The organism is Ferrimonas sp. YIN67, from assembly GCF_057219095.1.
Window position 1 is genome coordinate 168,338 of the sequence record NZ_JBXVVJ010000002.1, and the last position, 18,154, is coordinate 186,491.

The following is an 18,154-nucleotide window of genomic DNA, read 5'->3' on the forward strand; positions in this document are numbered from 1 at the left end:
GATTGTTCCCAGATTAGGGGAAGCGGACAGGCCAAATACATAAAATGAGCGAAAAGTGAAAGTCTGAGCCGTTTTTGTCGAATGGCTGCTGTGTGGCGTATGCTGACCGACCGACCGACCGACGACCGACCCAGCCGTCACTGGGCTCCCTGATCAGCTCAGGTTTCAACTACATCTTCTCCGGCTCCTGGTGGATCACCCTGTTCCCCGGCCTGGTGCTGGTGGCCCTGGTGCTGGTGATCAACCTGCTGGGCGACTGGCTGCAGGAAGCCTTTAACCCCAAGATCTATAAAGGCTAAGGGTAAAGCTCCCCGCATCCAAAGAGAGAAACGGCCCGCAAGCTCAGCTGCGGGCCGTTTTGCCATCTGGGGCGTCTGTGCGCGCACTACGACGTTCCTCTGTCGGATCTGTTGGTAGCCTGAGGCGTTGGGTGGCTATTTAACCGGATTATTTTCCCTCTGCCGAAGGCACCTTTAGCTGTCTGTGAACATTTCCTCTAAGTTGCAGCTGGTGCGGAGTGTATTGGGCTGGGCGGGTGCGGCTTGGTGGCGCGTTATTCTGACGCGACTGTTCGGCGCGAACTTGCTGTAAATAAAGGGGAAAGCCGAATGGGTTGGCAAAATGCCGTCTATACTCGAATAGGGAAGAATCAAGGAGGATCACCCATGCTCACCCGGTTAAATCATCTTCGGACACGCGGTCGCGTGATATGGCTATTTTTATCATTCCTATCCCTTGTGCTCCTGAGCGCTTGCAGTGATCAGCGCATTGAACCTGATCAAGTCGATCCGCCTGTGGTGGTCCCGGCAGGCTCGATTGAGTTGATCATCCACTTTGAGAATGTCGTGGATGGCGGGGATCTGAGTGAGCTCAATATCACCACAGCGCTGACATTGACTGGGCAGGATCCCGAAGCTCAGGTTCTGGTGCTGGATATCGATGAACAACCGGTCGCGCGCTGGTCTTCGCAGTCGAGCACTCAGTTGGGAGATATTAAGGTTCCGGCTTCTGGCGTCCTGGTACTGGAGGTGCGTTCTGATCAATTGGTCCGTAGCGTGGATCAGATTGCTCAGCTTACCTTGGGAATGATATCGGATGAGTATTTTTATCAGAGCCTGGCCATTGATCTCTTGACGGAAGATACAAGCCAACAGCATGAGGTGCAGTTGCTGGCCAAACGCAGCAACGATAAGCACCCCGCACTGTATGTTGAGCAGACCCTTGAGCTTGCTGGCAATGAACTGGTTGCGCCTCTAATACTCTCCGCGCCCGCCTTAACCGATGATTCAGAGGCGGCAGCCATCCTCGATGGAGCGTCATTTTGGTTGTCCCTGCCGGCCGGGCTTGAGCTGTTGGCAAGTGATGGCCAGCCGTTTGAGCCTCAGGGTGAGGTGACGATCTCGGCGATGTTGCTCTCCGCCGATCCCAAGGGGTTGACACCTCCGGCACAAAGCCCTCTGCTGAACTTTCCCGGAGGCATGGACATCGACGGTATCTTAGGTGATGGTCCTGAAGGCGTAGATCTTAGCAACGGCTTTTACTTTATCAGTGCCGGGTTGGTGTTGATCGAGATCCGCGACGATCAGGGCAATCAGGCGACCGGTTTTGCCGGGGACAGTGCCATCCTGACTATGAATGTGCCCAAAAGTACCCTCAATCCAGAGACGGGCGTTGCCCTGACGGAGACGGATGGCAGCATCCCCTTATGGAGTTACAGTGAGTCGGAGCAGGGCTGGCGCTATGAGGGGGATGCCGCCATTGTGGGTTCTTCCGAGGACACATTGGCGGTTCAGGCTGAGCTAACGCATCTGTCACGGTACAATCTGGACTGGTATGGCAGCGATCGATGCTCGCTGGAGATCGATGTTGTCGACGCCCAAGGGGACCCCAATAACCAGAGTGTGACGCTGGCGTTTGCCAAAGCCGGTGGCGGCTGGGCAAGAACTAAGTCAGGCTGGGGGGAACCGTTAAATAAACTGGAGATCGCCCGGGTTCCGGCCTTTGCCGGAACCATTGATTTTCTAGACAGTGCGGGCAACGGTATCCTGGGGTCCATCGAGGCTGATGGTCAGATCTACGATGCGGGCGATAATGGCGTATCCCTGGATAACTTCTGTTTTGGCGTGGGCCAGGATGAAGTCAAAACTCTTAAGGCCACCCTGTCGGTGGATAACCCACCGAGGGTGGATGCCGGACTCAAGCTGAGTATGGCCTGTCCCATTGATCTGGATAAGACCAGTGAGGTCACCAAGGGCTGGTACTACGTTAGAGAGGGTTATACCTGGGTATCCTGGGGTTACCTGGAGGGGGATACCCTGTCCCTGACCAATCTGACAGAAGGCTCAACCTATAACCTCTATTACTATGGCGGTCAGGCCCGGGCGAGAACCGAGTTTGTTGCCGCTGAAGGCGAAATTGACATCGTCCTCGACAATCTCGCGGCGTGTCCCACCATCCGTCAGAGTGCGACCTTCTCACTGGCATGTCTGGATGATGATGGCACGATCCTCAAGTCACGACCGGCCGAGGGGGCTCGGGACTGGACCTACAGCACCGACTACAGCCAGTATCAATATGTAACCGCAAACGCCGACGGCGAGGCATTTTTTAATGCAGTGGTTGATTCGGTGGACTACTACACATATGCCTATACCCAGTTTGAACAGTATTATTGGTGGAGCGGGCGCTATCAGTTCACCGCCGAGGAGGATGAGGTCATCGAGATCTTTATTCCGCTGGTCTCGTCTCAGTCCTGGTGTATGGCGGATGATCCCATCGATTATGCTCAATCGACCGTAACTGCAACCCCAGCGTCGGTTCCCGCTGATGGGAGTACTGAGATCTCTATCCATGTTCAGGAAACCGACAGCTTTGGCAACGCCAGGAGTGCCAGCAGCGGCGAGCTCCAGTTGTTCGTTTCCCCTAGCGATGGGGTGTCGACGAGTGACGTTATCGACAACAACGACGGCAGTTATAACGCCACGCTAACCGCCACCACACCCGGCAATGTGGAGATCACGGCCGGTATTGGCGGTACGGCATTGGAGCGCTCAGCACACGTGAGCTTTACTGCGGCAGTGGATCTCAGTCAGTCGACGCTGAGTCTGTCGGCGCCCAGCGTCGCCGCCGATGGCAGTAGCGCCTTAGTGGCGACTTTGCAGCTTAACGACTATCTGGGCAACCCGGTGACGGGCGACAGTGATCAGGTGGTCTTCACGCCGAGTGGCACGATGGATGCGACCGGGAGTGTGGTGGATAACGGCAATGGCAGCTTCAGCCAGAGCTACACCAGCTTCACGGCGGGCGCGGTGACGGTGGCAGCGACCTACGGCGGCAGCGCCGTGGGCAGCAGCGAAAACGCCAGCTTTATTGCGGCGCTGGATCTGAGTCAGTCGACCCTGAGCCTGTCGGCTTCGAGTGTGGCCGCCGATGGCAGCAGTCTCTTGACCGCGACGGTGCAGCTCAATGACTTTGAGGGCAACGGGATCGCCGGTGACAGTGGCCAGGTGGTCTTTACTCCAACGGGCACCATGACGCCATCCGGGGGCGTGGTGGATAACGGCAATGGCAGCTTCAGCCAGAGCTACACCAGCTTCACGGCGGGCGCGGTGACGGTGGCAGCGACCTACGGCGGCAGCGTCGTGGGCAGCACTGAAAACGCCAGCTTCACGGCGGCGCTGGATCTCAGTGGTTCGACCCTGAGCCTGTCGGCTTCGAGTGTGGCCGCGGATGGCAGCAGTCTCTTGACCGCGACGGTGCAGCTCAATGACTTTGAGGGCAATGGGATCGCCGGTGACGGTGGCCAGGTGGTGTTTACACCGAGTGGCAGCATGACGCCGTCCGGGGGCGTAGTGGATAACGGCAATGGCAGTTTCAGCCAGAGCTACACCAGCTCCACGGCGGGCGCGGTGACGGTGGCAGCGACCTACGGCGGCAGCGTCGTGGGCAGCACTGAAAACGCCAGCTTCACGGCGGCGCTGGATCTCAGTGGTTCGACCCTGAGCCTGTCGGCTTCGAGTGTGGCCGCGGATGGCAGCAGTCTCTTGACCGCGACGGTGCAGCTCAATGACTTTGAGGGCAATGGGATCGCCGGTGACGGTGGCCAGGTGGTGTTTACACCGAGTGGCAGCATGACGCCATCCGGGGGCGTGGTGGATAACGGCAATGGCAGTTTCAGCCAGAGCTACACCAGCTCCACGGCGGGCGCGGTGACGGTGGCAGCGACCTACGGCGGCAGTGTCGTGGGCAGCACTGAAAACGCCAGCTTCACGGCGGCGCTGGATCCCGCTCGGGCGGATTTAAGCACCATGACGAACACGGCCTTGGCCGATGGCAGTGACACGGTGCAGTTGCACATTCAGCTCAAGGACTTTGCTGGGGACGATTTTGTCAGTACTGACAGCCTGGTGACCTTCGATCTGCCTGCAGGCGTCAGCCTAGTGTCCAAGGGGGCGCTGGGCAGTGGCCATTATGATCCCACCTTTAGTGCCACGCAGGCAGGGTCCATGAGTATTGCTGTGCGTTACGATGGCGAGTTGATAGGGTCGCAGAGCGTCACCTTCTCAGATCCTGCGCCCAGCGGCTCACAATCGACGCTCAGTGCGGATAATCTTCTGTTAAAGGTAGGAGAAAGTGCGACCCTGACGCTGGTTCTGAAAAAGACTGATGGCAGTGACTGGGGCGCTTCCTATGGCGCGCTGACGATGACACCTGTGACCGGGCTTACGATAAACAGCAATACCGATAACAATGACGGGACCTACACCTTGGTGGTCGAGGCAAGTGATGCCGGTGATTATGGGGTATCTGTTTCCGTCGGTGGTGTGGCGATCAGTCAGACTCAGACCATCACCTTTACTCAGGTGGATGTAACCAATACCACGGTCGCACCGACCAGCTTGAATGTGGTCGTTGGTACGCCGCAAATCGTGACGGTGATGTTACGCCAGGCCGATAACTCCTTAGTGGGTCATGGCAGGCATAGTGTGACGGTAACCTCACAGTTTATTGGCTTCACTATCGTTCCTATGCCTCAGGTAACGGACAACGGGGATGGCAGTTATAGCCTGTCGGTCAGTTGTACCTCGGCATTTGCTACCGTCGATACGGCGACGGTATCCGTGGATGGCGTCACGGTTGGTACCTATGGTTTGGATTGCGACTGAGTCGTACCTTCAGAAGGTAAAAAACTGATAAGAAAAGCCCCACCCGGCATCTTGGTGGGGCTTTGCGCTTCATTTTGGCTACTGTGGGTGGATCACCCTGTTCCCCGGCCTGGTGCTGGTGGCCCTGGTGCTGGTGATCAACCTGCTGGGCGACTGGCTGCAGGAAGCCTTTAACCCCAAGATCTATAAAGGCTAAGGGTAAAGCTCCCCGCATCCAAAGAGAGAAACGGCCCGCAAGCTCAGCTTGCGGGCCGTTTTTTTGGAGTGGCATAAGCACCTGACTGACACCCAGAGCGGCTCACGCCCAAGCAGGTGGTTATCAACCAGTCGACTTGGTTCGAGGGACTCAAACGCGGCGAAGAACAGCAGGGGGATCGGTTAGTTCTGTAAAACCATATGAATGGTGGGAGCTACGATTCAAGCTTATGTAGAACAGTGATTTGCGGCGGTTGAGGTGCTGTCGCTGAAGGGCCGCTCTGGCGCCATTTACCGCCGGTTACTTCTTAATCCATCCGAGTAATAAAAGTCTGCTCGTCATCCACAAAAGCCACATAACCGCCAAAGTAGATAAACACCCGACCTCGTCCTTCTACCAAACAAGCGAGTTGTGGGTTCAGATCTTCCTCTATCTCCGGTCTTTGGTAAGTGCCGGTATCAGTCACCCTACCGGAACATTTTGGCAGGTGCCCATAAGCGCGCTTAGCCTGGTCAATCAGACTTAGCTCGCTGTCAGCCGAAAAGTAAGTCGGTATAACCCCGGCGTCTTCAATGAACATGGTTTTTAGCTCTTCATAGGCGGTGATCACCAGCCAGTCGATGCCGTTAACAGGGTGGATATACATAAGGTTCTCGATGGTTCAGATATCGAAATTGTATCATTTGCTGGCCAGAGCACAGAGGGTAATTTGGCTAGCAAGTGGGGCGCCTCTGGGCCATGCGCTGTCGGTGGCTTCCTTGGGCGCCAGTAGCAGGTGCTAGGGCCTTAGCACGGCTAAGGCCGAGGAAGAGCAAAAATGAAGGGCGGCTTTGTGACCATTAGAAGGCACTGGGTTCTGGGAACGCTGCGCTTTTAAGAGCTAGGTGAGAGCAAGAGCGGATGACTGCTTCGGCGCCACAACCGGCCGTTCGCTGTCTAAGCGCACTTTCACCGGCAGGATTCTCTGTTTCACCCTGAGAACACCCCCAATTGACGTCTAAGGCATTGATTCAGCAGAGAACTCTTGCTAGCGTGGTCTCACATTCACTGGTGTTAATGCGACAATAAAGGTGCCTAAGGGCGCGATAACACCACTGTTAGTGCTCTTGTGGGAGTATCGAAGAAATCGAGGATAAGGGATGTACATAAGCTCATTAAGAATACGAAATTTTAGAAATTTTCTAAGTGCAAGTTTCGAGTTTAAAAAAGGCGTTAACACTATTCTTGGTGAAAATGGTTCAGGGAAAACCAATGCGCTTTTTGCTCTGAGGCTCCTGCTTGACGAGTCGCTACCCAGAAATATCACAAAGTTACGAGATAGCGATTTTTGCCGTAATCTCGGGGACTGGAAAGGTCACTGGATTGTGATTTCGGTAGATTTTGATGAGCTGTCAGCTCATGAAGGCTGTCAAATGCTAAAACACGATGCTGGTCATATGGATGGCAGCGAAAAAGGCACTTTAACTTATTATTTCAGGCCTTGTCTGAAAATAAGACAAGCGCTATTTGAAGCGAGTGGAAATGCAGCGTTAGCCCAGCAACTCATTGATGAGATTAGTATAGAAGATTATGAGCCTGTATTTTCTGGGAGAGCTAACGCCGATTTCCTATGCGACCATACATACCGGGACCTAGTTGGTGACTTTCAAAACTTTGTGTTTCCTGATCCTGACGACAAAGATTTTAAAGCTTATGGAGTAAAGCTTTCACCACTGCACGAAGAAGTATCCTTTACTTTTGTAAAGGCATTGAGAGATGTAGTTTCAGACTTAAAAAACTATAGAAACAGCCCGTTAATAGCTTTGTTAAAAGGGCTGGAATCTGAAATATCCAATAAAGATTCAGAAAACATTACTACCCTTGTTTCTGACATAAACAATGCAATTTCTGAGTTGGATGAAATTAAACAGGTTTCCAGAGGAATTCAAAATACACTGCATAAAACGGTTGGTTATACATTTTCCCCAATCATTGATATTGAGTCGTCTCTACCAAATGAGCTAGATAAACTGCTACAAAAACTTTCGCTAACTGTCGGTGACAATTATGTTGACGGTTATAGTGGTGACCTCAATGAGCTTAGTCTTGGTGGTGCTAACTTAATTTATGTCGCACTAAAACTACTAGAATATGAGCGAAAACAAGAAGCCGATAAAGCCGCACAGTTCTTAGTCATAGAAGAGCCCGAAGCTCACATTCATACTCATATTCAAAAAACATTGTTTGAAAATCACGCTGTTAATAAGACTCAAGTATTCCTATCAACGCACTCAACCCATATTTCATCAGTGGCAAAGATTTCCGAGATGAACATACTTGGGTTGAACGAAAATCACGTTGATGTTTTTCAACCTTCAAACAATCTAAATCTAACAGAGTGTAGCCGCATAGAAAGATATTTGAACGCCACCCGCTCAACACTTCTTTTTGCTAAGGGAGTAATTTTAGTGGAGGGTGAAGCGGAGCTTATATTGATTCCTGCTTTAGTTAAAAAGGCTATTGGCGTATCACTGGACGAGCTTGGAATTAGCCTAATAAGCATGGATAGTGCCTTTTTCGAGCACATTTCAAACTTGTTTCATCCCGAAAGAATACGAAAACACTGTGCAATTATTACTGACTTAGATACATCTATCGAACCCCTTCCTGATGATGAGGCTGATGACAACAAGTATCAAAAGTCATGTCGAAACTCTCAAAAATCAGGGTTACTTAGAAAGGACAAGCTAGACGAACATACTAAGGATAATGATTTTATTAGCGCTTTTTACGCCAATCATACTTTTGAAGTTGACTTCGTAGGTGCTGATAATTCAATTGAAATCAAAGAAGTGCTCCCCTCAATTTATCAACAGCAAGCCAGTATAGCTAAGTCAATAGGCTTGCTTGAAAATGGTGCAGTTGAAATCTATGGAAAAGAAATACTGCGTCTAGCCGACAAGGTTGGTAAAGGATGGTTGTCTCTGCTGACTTCTGAAAAAGTAACTTCTCAAACTTACGTCCCCAATTACATACTAGATGCAATTGCATTTTCATGTGGTCGCAAGCTTGCGCCTCAAATTCTTTATAAGATGTGCTGTTACAGGCTTTCTAACCCAATGCCAGTAATGGATGATAAAGATAAACCAATACAATTTTTTACCGACAACTACGTGGATATTAATGCCTGTATTGATGAGTTTGAAAAACAATGCCCTGATGATGACTTGTCTTATCTGATTGGACAGCTGGATAGATAAGTATGAAATTAAGCGTTGAACAGCACGCTGCTGTAAACTGCAACGGAAATGCATACGTTACAGCGTGTCCAGGAAGTGGAAAAACTAGAGCTCTTACAGCACGAATAGCAAAAGGCGTTAAGGAGTTAAAACATAAAAACAATAAAGTGCTTGCTGTAACTTTCACAAACAGAGCTGCCGATGAAATAAAGACAAGACTAGAAGAAAATTACACCATCGAAAGTGGCCGCGTTTGGGCTGGGACGATTCACTCATTTGCACTCGAGTGGATAATAAAGCCTTATGCCTCATATTCTGCAACACTTAATTCTGGTTATTCAATTGCAGATGAATTTGAAACAAGAAGAATTCTTAACAAATTAAAAGCTGATAAAGGTTTAAGAATTTTTGATGACGTAAATACAACCTTTAATAGGCAAGGCGTGGTTGAAAACCGTAATGTCCGAGAAAAAGAAGTAGAGCAGGAATACCGTCAGATACTATCTTCAAGAAAGAAAATTGATTTTGACCAGTCACTCTATTTTGCATTTCAGTTAATGGAAGCGCTGCCAGAAATTGCCCAAACGTTAAGCAATATATTTACTCACATATGCGTTGATGAAGTTCAAGATACACAAGATCTTCAATATGCAATTTTATCCAAAATATTTAACGAGTCACATAAAAAGCCATCTTTGTTTATTGTAGGCGACGAGAATCAAGCAATTTATGGAGGCATTGGGGGGAAATCCCTTTCCTTAGCAGAATTAAACGCAGAATTTATGGGTAGCAATATCAACCTCTTTACATTTAGCGACAATTACCGCTCTACGCAAAGACTGGTTGACTACTTCTCTGTTTTTAGAGGAGTTCAAGGAGGTTTATCAAAAGCAACGCATAGAAATGAACATGGAACCATAAGCTTTTTTAATCAGTCAGTAGACAAAGACCGTTTGGCCGAAGCTATATCAGAGTTAATTCAATCAGAACTCAATAATGGTACAAATGAAAATGATATATGTGTTATTGCTCCTCAGTGGGCACCGATAAGGTCAATGACAAAGAAACTCATAACTTTACTACCGCAAGTAAAATTTGACGCTCCAGCCTTGTCACCATTTCACGGCCAGCAAGACAATTTTTGGTTAATAGTTTCCAAATTGGTATTGACTGAGCCATCAGGAAGGTTGCTAAGTGCTCGTGTTAGATGGGCAAATGAATTGCTAAATAATCTCACAGAAAGTCATCATCATACCCGTGATTTAACCGCTAAGAAGCTGCTTAAAGTTATTAACTCCTTTAACAGTAATGCTGTTGTAGGCACAGAATACCTTAAAGAGTGCTTTGAGTTTATGTTGAACGAATTAGACATAGATTTAGCGCACGATTTGTTGCTCAAGGAACAGTTTGACCTGTTCTTTGAAAAAGCTACTTCAAATATAGAAAACAACAACGGTCAATATGAAGACACGGTAGTTGCCCTTAAGAGCTTTTTTAAGGAGTCCACTGGAATAGTTGTAAACTCTTGTCATGGGGTAAAGGGGGAAGAGTATAAGACAGTGATAGCATTCGGTTTACTTAAAGGTTTTGTCCCCCATTGGAGTGACATAATTAATCAACCTGCTCAAGTAGGACAAAATTCTGAGTCCAAAATGCTTTATGTAATAGCCTCAAGAGCAAAAGAGAAGCTTTTTTTATTTGCGGAATATGGGCGCAGAACTCAAGGTGGAAACCCTTATGAAACCTCTGCCATGTTGAGTGCATACAACTATCCATATGATTGAAGGTATGATTTGTTTTGTATTCCTAGTGGTAGCACTAACAAGGCGCTGCACTCGGACAAATTTCCACTGCGCTCCAATTTTCCGGTGAGCGCGGCGTTATGTTTAAGGGAAGTTATGTCAGAAAAGAATCTATACTTGCTTGAGAAACTGTTTCTAGGTTGCTTATTACTAGGAAGTATATTCATTGTAAGCATTTTAGTTTACACTCAGAATCCAGTTTGGCTGGTTTTTACTGCAATATGTATCATATTTATGCTTCCTGTTTTATGGGGCTTCATTACTTCGCTTGTGCCTCAAAGTACTTCAGGAAAAATTCAGTCTCGTATTGGGCAGGCTTTGAGCTTCATATTCTCTAGTTCTCTCTTGCTGATAGGTGTAGGAATCTTTGGCTATCAAGTTTACTCATACTTGCGTTTTGGATCTTGGCTACCGTTTTCTGTCATAGACCTTATGGTTATCTTCAACATTGAATGGGCTAAATCTCCAATAGATTGGATAGGTGCTTGGAAAGTAATGAATAAAACTCCCTTGTCAGTGTTTTTCATTGGCTTATCAATACTAGCTTTTAATAGTTATGAGAAAGTCGCTCTGAGTGAGTCGAGAAAGCATGACAAATCACTTAACAGGCAATCCTAACGCTTGGCCACTTTCATGTAGATTGGCCTCAGTGCTTACGGCACAAATTTTAAGCTGGGCTGTATAGCGTGCGTTGTCTACCGTTAGGAAGGCGTTGTAGCTCCTGTCTCTAAACGGTCGGTTCGGGGCGCTCGCTGCCAGTGGTGGTCAGTATTAACCTGGGCTCTTGGGGGTACACTGACAATGCTCGATTCGGCACCAAATGGCCTTTTGAGTTGTCAGTTTGAGCCGGGGTTTGCTGTTGACCCACTTGAAGATATACTCCACTCTAGATCTAAACGGACACTGATTTCGAAGCATATGAACATAGAAAGAATTACATCCATTCTTTTAATTTGTGTATTCACTAGTGGGTGCACAAAGAAGCCTCTAGATTATGATAAGTGTTTACTTGAAAACCTTAATGACATTAAAACTGCAGAAGCAGTTTCTTTAGTTAAAGATGCTTGCCTTGGCCAGCATCCAATCGTATTTGATTGGGATGACATTGCAAAGTCAACGGGCCTTTCAACTTGGAGTGAGGTTTTAGATAACCCTGATTTTGTTTCTTTGTCTAAGGAAGAAAAGCAAGCAGCAAAAAGTCAGTACTGGAAAGAGGTTCTAAGTCCAAATGTAAGGCCTGACTTCAGGGATGAAGCATACTCTCAGTTCATGTCACAGAGTATTGCAGTTATCCCAGGATCTCAAACCTATACCGCAGAACCAACGTATGATTCAGAAGGCTGGACACAGGAGAGCACAGACTCAAAAGATATTGGGCCGTGGCTAGATTACGATCAGGAGGGTACGAAATACTATCGGGATTCCAGTGGGATAATATTTCGACTTTTTCCACCCGGTACAAAACCTAAGGCCGAGCCAGCGAATCCCTTTGGGTTAGGAGAAAGCCGCAAATCTCCAGAACATCTTTAAGTGGCTTCGATAGTCCAGACCGACGTTACGTGGCTGGTAAGACTTTGAAGGGAAGTTCGCTGCTAGTCTGGCTGCTCACCTCCTTCAATGAAGGGATAAAGGGTTCAGATAACTTAACCCTTTATCCTAAAGAATCAGACTCTCTGAATGGCCGGACCGGGGCGATCGCTGCCGATCCAAGCCGCATCGGGCAGGGTGCTTCGGGAACCAAAGTGTCCAGGCCAAACCAGTAGAAATGTCCAGCCCTCAGCATCAGGGCGTTCAGTTTGGCCAGGCGCCGCGAACTGATCCGATCCGAAAAATAGATCATCTCTACTGGTTTGAACTGATCGGCCTGCTGTTTTGAACAGGTTAGGTTGCTGGTGGTTACTGGCCAGTTCTCAGCGGAACACTGGCCAGTTTGTTTTGGAGACGTGGCCAGGTTTGTTCGGAACGGTGGTCGATAGGTGGCGGAATATACACCATTAAATCGGGAGCTCAGAGTCGGGCTTTGTTTTGCGTCAATCAATGCCCATTTATGGACGAGCGGAGCCACCGGATGTGCATCCGATCAATCATCATCCTTCGGGTCCGCCACCTTGCTCAGTGTCACAATTGGATCAAGTTTGTTAAACCCTAGGCCGCTATCTGCGCCATCCCGCTTGTTAAGGAGATCTGTCACCTGTAAATTTCAGCGCAATCTATTCTCAGGCTCAATGGATCACCGTTAAGCCTTTTCCGTTTCATTCTTTATTGGGATTGTCTTTTATGGTGACCAATTTTGCGCTTCTCAATCCTCGTTCCCGGGAAAATATCGCCACGTTGCTGCGCTGCGCCCAGAACTTAGGCGTGGCTTCCGTTGCGGTGATTGGCGGGGTTATTCGCGATAAATACAAAGGGAACATCCACAAGTTTTCCCACCAGATGGACACTCAGGATGGCTTGTCCCATGTTGCGGTGTATTACTTTGAGACGCTGACCGATTACCTTAAACACCTACCGGCGCAGACCACGCTGAATGTGGTGGAAACCGTCGACGGTGCAGAGTTATTGGAGACGTATGAGCATGCACCGAATGCCAGCTATTTGCTAGGCCCGGAACTTTCGGGTTTCACCAGCGCGGAACTGACTCAGATTAAGCAGCACTTCACTGATCTGCATGATGAGATCCCAGCAGAGCATCTACCGCAAACCAAAAAGACAGCGCATTTACGCTATCTGAAGATCGATACACCGGCTTCATTGAACGTGGCCGTGTGTGGGGCCATCGTAATGTACGACCGCCATGCGAAGGCACATCGCGGTCGTTAGGTGCAGACGAGGCGTGAGATCTCCCCGTACTTGATTTAGTGACGAGGCAGTGCGTCGATATAAGCGGCGAACTCCGCTGGGGTGGTGACGACGTGGGTCGGTGTGTGTGCGCTGTTATTTTCGTTGCCGTGGCTGATCCACAGAGAGGCGATCCCGGAGGCGTTGGCACCGGCAATATCAGCCGCCAGAGAGTCGCCAACATGGAGTGCATCATGGGCTTCGCACTGGGCCAGTGACAACGCTTTTTGAAAGATGCTGACTGCCGGTTTTTGCTCCGGTTCCTGACCACCGATGATGATGTGATCCACCTGAGAAACCAGATCAACAATCTCCACCTTGGCTTGCTGCGAAAAAACCGGGCCGTTGGTGATCACCACCAACGTGTAGTGCTCGCGCCATTGTGCCAATTTCGCTTTTATCCCGGCGAAGAAATCGAACCGCTCGCTGCGGGTATGATCGAAGCTGTGCTGAAGCTCAATCGCAACTTCTGGGCTGGGCACGGCGTGATCCATCTCATCGAGAATGTCGGCAATCAGTTGCAGTCGGAACGCCTCCTCATCCTCAATCGGTAGGTAGCGAGCTTTTTGCTGTTCGGTGAATTCACGGTAGATCCCGGTCAGATAACGCTGGGCAAACTGAGTTTCGTCGATGCTGGGAAACAGGGTCTTGGCTTGTTGAGCCATAGCACTCAAAGCCTGGTTGTTGGCACCCGTGGTGTCGCACAGCGTTTCATCAAGGTCGAGCAGTAATGCTTTGTACATGGGATATCCATAAGTCATAGGCTGGTGCCAGTATACCAACTCCTAAAGCATCTTTGGTTCAAGGGGTCAGAGTCATTAAAATCCCCCAGTGACTCCTTTGGGGTGTGCATAGCCACCCCTGGCTTTCTTATCAAAGCTCTAGGCTAGCTGATAGTTCGAGTGCGTCTTCAGTCTCAATGCCTAGGTAACGAATAGTGTTCTCATGTTTGCTGTGGCCGAGAAGCCGTTGAACAGCACTGAGGTTCTTCGACTGTTGATAGATGTATGAGGGTTTGGTTCTCCGCATGGAGTATGGTGCCATACAGCGTAGAGTCGAGATTAAGCATATCAACCCGCCGATGCACTATCCGGTTGTACTGCCGCAGGCTTAGGTGCTCAGAGCTCCACAACCGGCTCTTAAATTAGTATTCCTGATGGCCCAGGCTCTTTACCCTGTGGTTGAGGATGAGGACCTGGGGGATCAGCCAGCTTGTTCATTCCGACCCAGTGCTGCAGCAAGATCTTGGCCCGTGATCGACTTCAGAGCACCCTGTTCCCTGATCTGGTATTGAGCCGCGCTGTTGCTGAACAAGCGGCTCGGTGATGGCTGCAGGAAGTGATGAATCTTAAAATCGACAAGGGGTTGGCGAGGATAATGTTCGCTCCTGTGATAAACAGCAAGGCACCCGTCGATGCCTATGCCGAGTGCGTTATGCCATCTTAAATGGCTCGAGATCGGGTTGTGGAGAGGTTACTCCAGGCGTTGATCGGGGATCACGGCCGACAGTTTGGGATCCGTCGTTTCCAGCCAAGCTTTCATCTCCTGCCACATCCAGCGTGCTCTCTCCGGATTTTGATACAGCCTATCCTGGCTCTCGCCAATATCTTCATTGAGGTTGTAGAGCACGGCGGGCAGCTCCAGATCCGGGGTGATCTGCGAGCGACGCAGTTTCTTAAACTCCATCTGGCCGAGTTTCCAGCCATCGCTGGCCCGCATGGCATAACGATACTTGTCCATTTTCCAGTAGAGATTGCGCTGAGGGAGCTTGGCCTGGGGATGGATAAACAGCGGTTCAAGATCAACGCCGTCGAGATCCTGCTCCGGCGTTACCTTGGCTCCGGCTGCACCCAGGAGCGTGGGCATTATGTCTAGTGAGCTGATGACCTGTTTTCTTACTCCCGGTTTGATCTGTTGTGGCCAACGTATAAAGAAAGGCACATGGATCCCCCCCTCGTACAGACTGCTCTTGCCCATTCGATATGGCCCGTTGTCCATCCTTTTATGTTCGGGATAAGGTAAGCCGTTTTTATCGATGTAGAGACCGCCGTTATCGCTGAGGAAGATGATCAGGGTGTTGTCGTCGATGTTATGGTGCTTCAAACGTGCCAGAACCCGGCCGATCTGATCGTCCATGCTCAGGACCATGGCGGCGACAACGGGTCGAATGTCACCCTCGATCCCCTTATCCAGGGTTTTGACCCGTTCCAAATCTGTCTGAGTCGCCTGGAAAGGCCCATGCGGTGCGTTGAACGAGAGGTAAAGGAAGAAGGGGTCTTGATGGTGGCGATCGATGAAGTTCACGGCTTCATCGCCAAACAACTCGGTGACGTAGGAGCCGGGCGGGATCTCTACGGTGGTAAGGTCTCTTTGCATGGTTTGGCGCCAGTAGGAGCTGGCGCCGTTATTGAAGCCATAAAAGGCATCGAAGCCCCGATTTGTTGGCAGATACGGGTCCTGTTTAGGCTCGTGCCACTTACCGATGGCCATGGTCTGATAGCCTAGGTCGCCCAGTCGATTAGCAATGGTTTGTTCATCCAATGGGATCCCCCCTCCATTACCTTCCCGGCCCAGCCGTTGCTGATATTTGCCCGTAAGCAGGCCGGTCCGACTCGGACCGCAGATGGCGGAGGTCACGTAAGCATTTTCAAACTGAATACCTTCCAGTCCGATGCGATCAATATTAGGCGTTTGATAACCATTAGCGCCGGTAAGACCGGTCTGGGCAAAGCCCAGATCGTCGGCAAGGATCAGGATGACATTGGGCGGTTCCTGGGCAGCCTGTGCCGAACAGATCATTGCAACCGCTATGGTTGTTACGCCGGCAAACATCTGTGCTGTATTCATGGTGAGTATCCTTCTCTATCTCAATGTCGGTGGCCGCTTACGTGAGAACGTTTTTCCTGGGGGCTGGCCCATAGGTAGAAGAGATGTAATGAACCAACATAAGTTTTGGATAAAAGTGAGTCAAATCAATGTTGTTAAACCCTGAGGGAAACTGTGTCTGCCTGCCAGTGGGGTCCAGGGAGGGCATTGCCAAGGGGAGCGGGAAAGGATTTCACGGTGTCAGCGCTTGCGAAACGGGCTTATGTAACCGGGTCAACAATAATGTTGCCTACATACCTTGGTGGGGGGAAGTAAGGTGCATCGCTCAAAGCCTCGGGTAATGCTGGCGGCTGCTCACGTCTCTGGGACAGCAGGGCGCGATGCCTGGGCTTAGCGGCTGAGCCAATCCTCAACCAGGCTGATCTGTTGGTGCTCGAAGTCGATGTTCAGCTGGGTGAACAGGGGCAGGGTAAGCATGGGGTGGGTGTGACAACAGTCAAAGCCGTTGACCAGGGGGAGGCGTTGTCCATCGAGGAGCTCCAACAATACATCCAGTGGCGTTCTTCCGGTCCCCCGATCATCAAATCCTTCATGTTTTCCCAGGATCACCGCTGCTACGCGATCAAACACGCCGTTGATCTTGAGAAAGGCGAAACTGCGCTCCACCGTGGCGATATCCTTGAGGCTGTCCTCGATAAAGAGGATGTCGCCGTGGCAAATGGGCGGCATATAGGGGCTGCCCCAGATCGCCATCATGGTGTTGAGGTTGCCGCCGATCACCCGTCCCTGGATCTGGCCGCTGCCCAGGTAGTCGCAGGCATTGGGAAAGGTGCGTTTGGGGCCGTTCTGACCTTCCCAGTTTACCCGTTGATCGGTCCAGTGAGTCGGCATGGGAAGAGGGTGGGGGGGATGCGCTTGGCCGCAGGCTATCGCTTGAAAATAGTCGAAAGTCTCCTCTACCAGGGGGGCAAATTCGCCAAAGGAGGCGACCAGCGCGGGCCCATAGAGGGGGATCAGCCCGGTTTGGGCATGGATCCCAAGCAGCAGCGCCGTGACGTCGGAGTAGCCGACGATGATCTTGGGATCGGCCATCAGGGCTGGGTAATCGATATAGGGCAGCAGGGCGTTGCTGTTACTTCCCCCTATGGTGGAGATGATACAGCGCACCTTGGGATCCCGGATCAAGCCATTGAGCTCGGCGGCACGCTCGGCGACGGTGCCGGAGCGGTAATGATCGCTGTGGCCGGTCAGGCTGCCTGCCACCAGGGGAAATCCCTTCTGCTCAAGAAAGGCCTTTGCCCGCGCAAAACGTTTGGGCGCCCATGCCGTTGCCGGTGCCGACGGGGAAAAGAAACCTATGGCGTCGCCGGGTTTGAGCGGAGCCGGGTAACGCACCACCGGCCCCCTGGGCTGGACCACTCTGTGTGTCATTCGCTAACCTTGACCAGTTCCATGAGGATCTGCTGACGCAAGGCTTGGTGCTCTTGCTCGCTGATCAGCCCCTCCTTCAATAACTCCTGGAGCTCTCGTAGCCGTTCGGCGGTGGTGATCGGCGTTTTGGAGTTGGCGGGCTGTTGGTTGGTTTGGTGCTTGCTCAACAGGGGACCAAGATCCTTACGAAGGTTGTTTGCCCAGTTGTCCGGGATCCGGGTCTCTTTTGTGCGGCCAGTTTGGTATTTACGGACACACCTGTCCGAAAGCCAGATCCCACTCTCTTTTTGTGTGAGTGCGACGGTGCACAGATAGCCTCGATGATCCAAGGTTGCGATGACGGCGGGATAGGGTTTTTCCTGGGTTTTTGTGATCTGCCAGCCCCGTCCCTCATAGGCGGTGCTGGCTGCCAGCATAAATTGGCTTGCTGACAGTTCTGAAGCGGGGTAGAGGCGCTGCTCTTGGGCCAGAACCGGCGCACTAAGCAGGAGTGCCATCGCCCAGAGTGCGGCCGATGGGATTCGGGGTAGTGTCATCTTAGAGATCCTCCGGATCAAGGAATTGCCGACCTTGGCGGGACTAGCTTTATGATCCGGTGCCATCTCTGTCAATGGTGTTGTAGGTGAAAATGGTTTGGGAAAGTTTACCTGGTGAGAAAGTCAACGATTTGCGTTGACT

The 18,154-nt window shown here is 50.6% G+C and carries 12 protein-coding genes; 7 read left to right on the forward strand and 5 right to left on the reverse strand.

Features of this window, described 5'->3' with window-relative positions; genetic code table 11:
- The first annotated feature begins 92 nt into the window (after positions 1–92).
- Together AC2D8U_RS04460 and AC2D8U_RS04465 are read left to right on the forward strand one after the other, a co-directional pair.
- The gene (locus tag AC2D8U_RS04460) at positions 93–299 is read left to right on the forward strand and encodes a hypothetical protein (protein WP_484617849.1); all 207 of its coding nucleotides are present in this window, start codon (positions 93–95) and stop codon (positions 297–299) included.
- 495 nt (positions 300–794) lie between these two features.
- On the forward strand, positions 795–5,165 hold the full coding sequence (locus AC2D8U_RS04465) for a beta strand repeat-containing protein (RefSeq protein WP_484617850.1): 4,371 nt from the start codon (positions 795–797) through the stop codon (positions 5,163–5,165).
- A 503-nt stretch (positions 5,166–5,668) separates the two neighbouring features.
- Here AC2D8U_RS04465 and AC2D8U_RS04470 read toward each other — a convergent pair.
- Positions 5,669–6,007: a cytosolic protein gene (locus tag AC2D8U_RS04470; protein WP_484617851.1), complete on the reverse strand. Its 339-nt coding sequence runs from the start codon at positions 6,005–6,007 to the stop codon at positions 5,669–5,671.
- 493 nt (positions 6,008–6,500) lie between these two features.
- On the opposite strand from AC2D8U_RS04470, the gene AC2D8U_RS04475 reads away from it, so the two are divergent.
- The 5 genes from AC2D8U_RS04475 (at position 6,501) to AC2D8U_RS04495 (ending at position 13,201) form a co-directional block, all read left to right on the forward strand.
- Positions 6,501–8,600 carry an ATP-dependent nuclease gene (locus AC2D8U_RS04475; protein ID WP_484617852.1) on the forward strand — a complete coding sequence of 700 codons (2,100 nt, stop codon included), beginning with the start codon at positions 6,501–6,503 and terminating at the stop codon, positions 8,598–8,600.
- A gap of 2 nt (positions 8,601–8,602) precedes the next feature.
- On the forward strand, positions 8,603–10,363 hold the full coding sequence (locus tag AC2D8U_RS04480) for a UvrD-helicase domain-containing protein (protein WP_484617853.1): 1,761 nt from the start codon (positions 8,603–8,605) through the stop codon (positions 10,361–10,363).
- Between the two features lie 135 nt (positions 10,364–10,498).
- The gene (locus tag AC2D8U_RS04485) at positions 10,499–10,999 is read left to right on the forward strand and encodes a hypothetical protein (protein ID WP_484617854.1); all 501 of its coding nucleotides are present in this window, start codon (positions 10,499–10,501) and stop codon (positions 10,997–10,999) included.
- A 300-nt stretch (positions 11,000–11,299) separates the two neighbouring features.
- The gene (locus tag AC2D8U_RS04490; protein ID WP_484617855.1) at positions 11,300–11,911 is read left to right on the forward strand and encodes a hypothetical protein; all 612 of its coding nucleotides are present in this window, start codon (positions 11,300–11,302) and stop codon (positions 11,909–11,911) included.
- Positions 11,912–12,658: 747 nt separating this feature from the next.
- A complete protein-coding gene (locus tag AC2D8U_RS04495; protein ID WP_484617856.1) occupies positions 12,659–13,201 on the forward strand; it encodes a TrmH family RNA methyltransferase in 543 nt (180 codons plus the stop codon).
- 35 nt (positions 13,202–13,236) lie between these two features.
- Here AC2D8U_RS04495 and AC2D8U_RS04500 read toward each other — a convergent pair whose 3' ends face one another.
- The 4 genes from AC2D8U_RS04500 to AC2D8U_RS04515 all read right to left on the reverse strand — a co-directional run bounded on the left by AC2D8U_RS04500 (position 13,237) and on the right by AC2D8U_RS04515 (position 18,012).
- Positions 13,237–13,962, reverse strand: coding sequence for an HAD family hydrolase (locus AC2D8U_RS04500; protein WP_484617857.1), 726 nt, complete (start codon positions 13,960–13,962; stop codon positions 13,237–13,239).
- A 730-nt stretch (positions 13,963–14,692) separates the two neighbouring features.
- Complete coding sequence (locus tag AC2D8U_RS04505) at positions 14,693–16,066, reverse strand: sulfatase-like hydrolase/transferase (RefSeq protein WP_484617858.1); 1,374 nt, start codon at positions 16,064–16,066, stop codon at positions 14,693–14,695.
- Positions 16,067–16,435: 369 nt separating this feature from the next.
- Positions 16,436–17,476 carry a S66 family peptidase gene (locus AC2D8U_RS04510; RefSeq protein ID WP_484617859.1) on the reverse strand — a complete coding sequence of 347 codons (1,041 nt, stop codon included), beginning with the start codon at positions 17,474–17,476 and terminating at the stop codon, positions 16,436–16,438.
- Positions 17,473–18,012 carry a hypothetical protein gene (locus AC2D8U_RS04515; RefSeq protein WP_484617860.1) on the reverse strand — a complete coding sequence of 180 codons (540 nt, stop codon included), beginning with the start codon at positions 18,010–18,012 and terminating at the stop codon, positions 17,473–17,475. Before AC2D8U_RS04515 ends, AC2D8U_RS04510 begins: the two co-directional genes overlap by 4 nt.
- Between the last annotated feature and the right edge of the window lie 142 nt (positions 18,013–18,154).

What these genes read in the sequence shown, in the direction of transcription:
- AC2D8U_RS04475 (WP_484617852.1), top strand. Translation starts at nt 6,501, where the DNA reads ATGTACATAAGCTCATTAAGAATACGAAATTTTAGAAATTTTCTAAGT.
- AC2D8U_RS04470 (WP_484617851.1), bottom strand. Translation starts at nt 6,007, where the DNA reads ATGTATATCCACCCTGTTAACGGCATCGACTGGCTGGTGATCACCGCC.
- AC2D8U_RS04490 (WP_484617855.1), top strand. Translation starts at nt 11,300, where the DNA reads ATGAACATAGAAAGAATTACATCCATTCTTTTAATTTGTGTATTCACT.
- AC2D8U_RS04495 (WP_484617856.1), top strand. Translation starts at nt 12,659, where the DNA reads ATGGTGACCAATTTTGCGCTTCTCAATCCTCGTTCCCGGGAAAATATC.
- AC2D8U_RS04500 (WP_484617857.1), bottom strand. Translation starts at nt 13,962, where the DNA reads ATGTACAAAGCATTACTGCTCGACCTTGATGAAACGCTGTGCGACACC.
- AC2D8U_RS04515 (WP_484617860.1), bottom strand. Translation starts at nt 18,012, where the DNA reads ATGACACTACCCCGAATCCCATCGGCCGCACTCTGGGCGATGGCACTC.
- AC2D8U_RS04480 (WP_484617853.1), top strand. Translation starts at nt 8,603, where the DNA reads ATGAAATTAAGCGTTGAACAGCACGCTGCTGTAAACTGCAACGGAAAT.
- AC2D8U_RS04510 (WP_484617859.1), bottom strand. Translation starts at nt 17,476, where the DNA reads ATGACACACAGAGTGGTCCAGCCCAGGGGGCCGGTGGTGCGTTACCCG.
- AC2D8U_RS04505 (WP_484617858.1), bottom strand. Translation starts at nt 16,066, where the DNA reads ATGAATACAGCACAGATGTTTGCCGGCGTAACAACCATAGCGGTTGCA.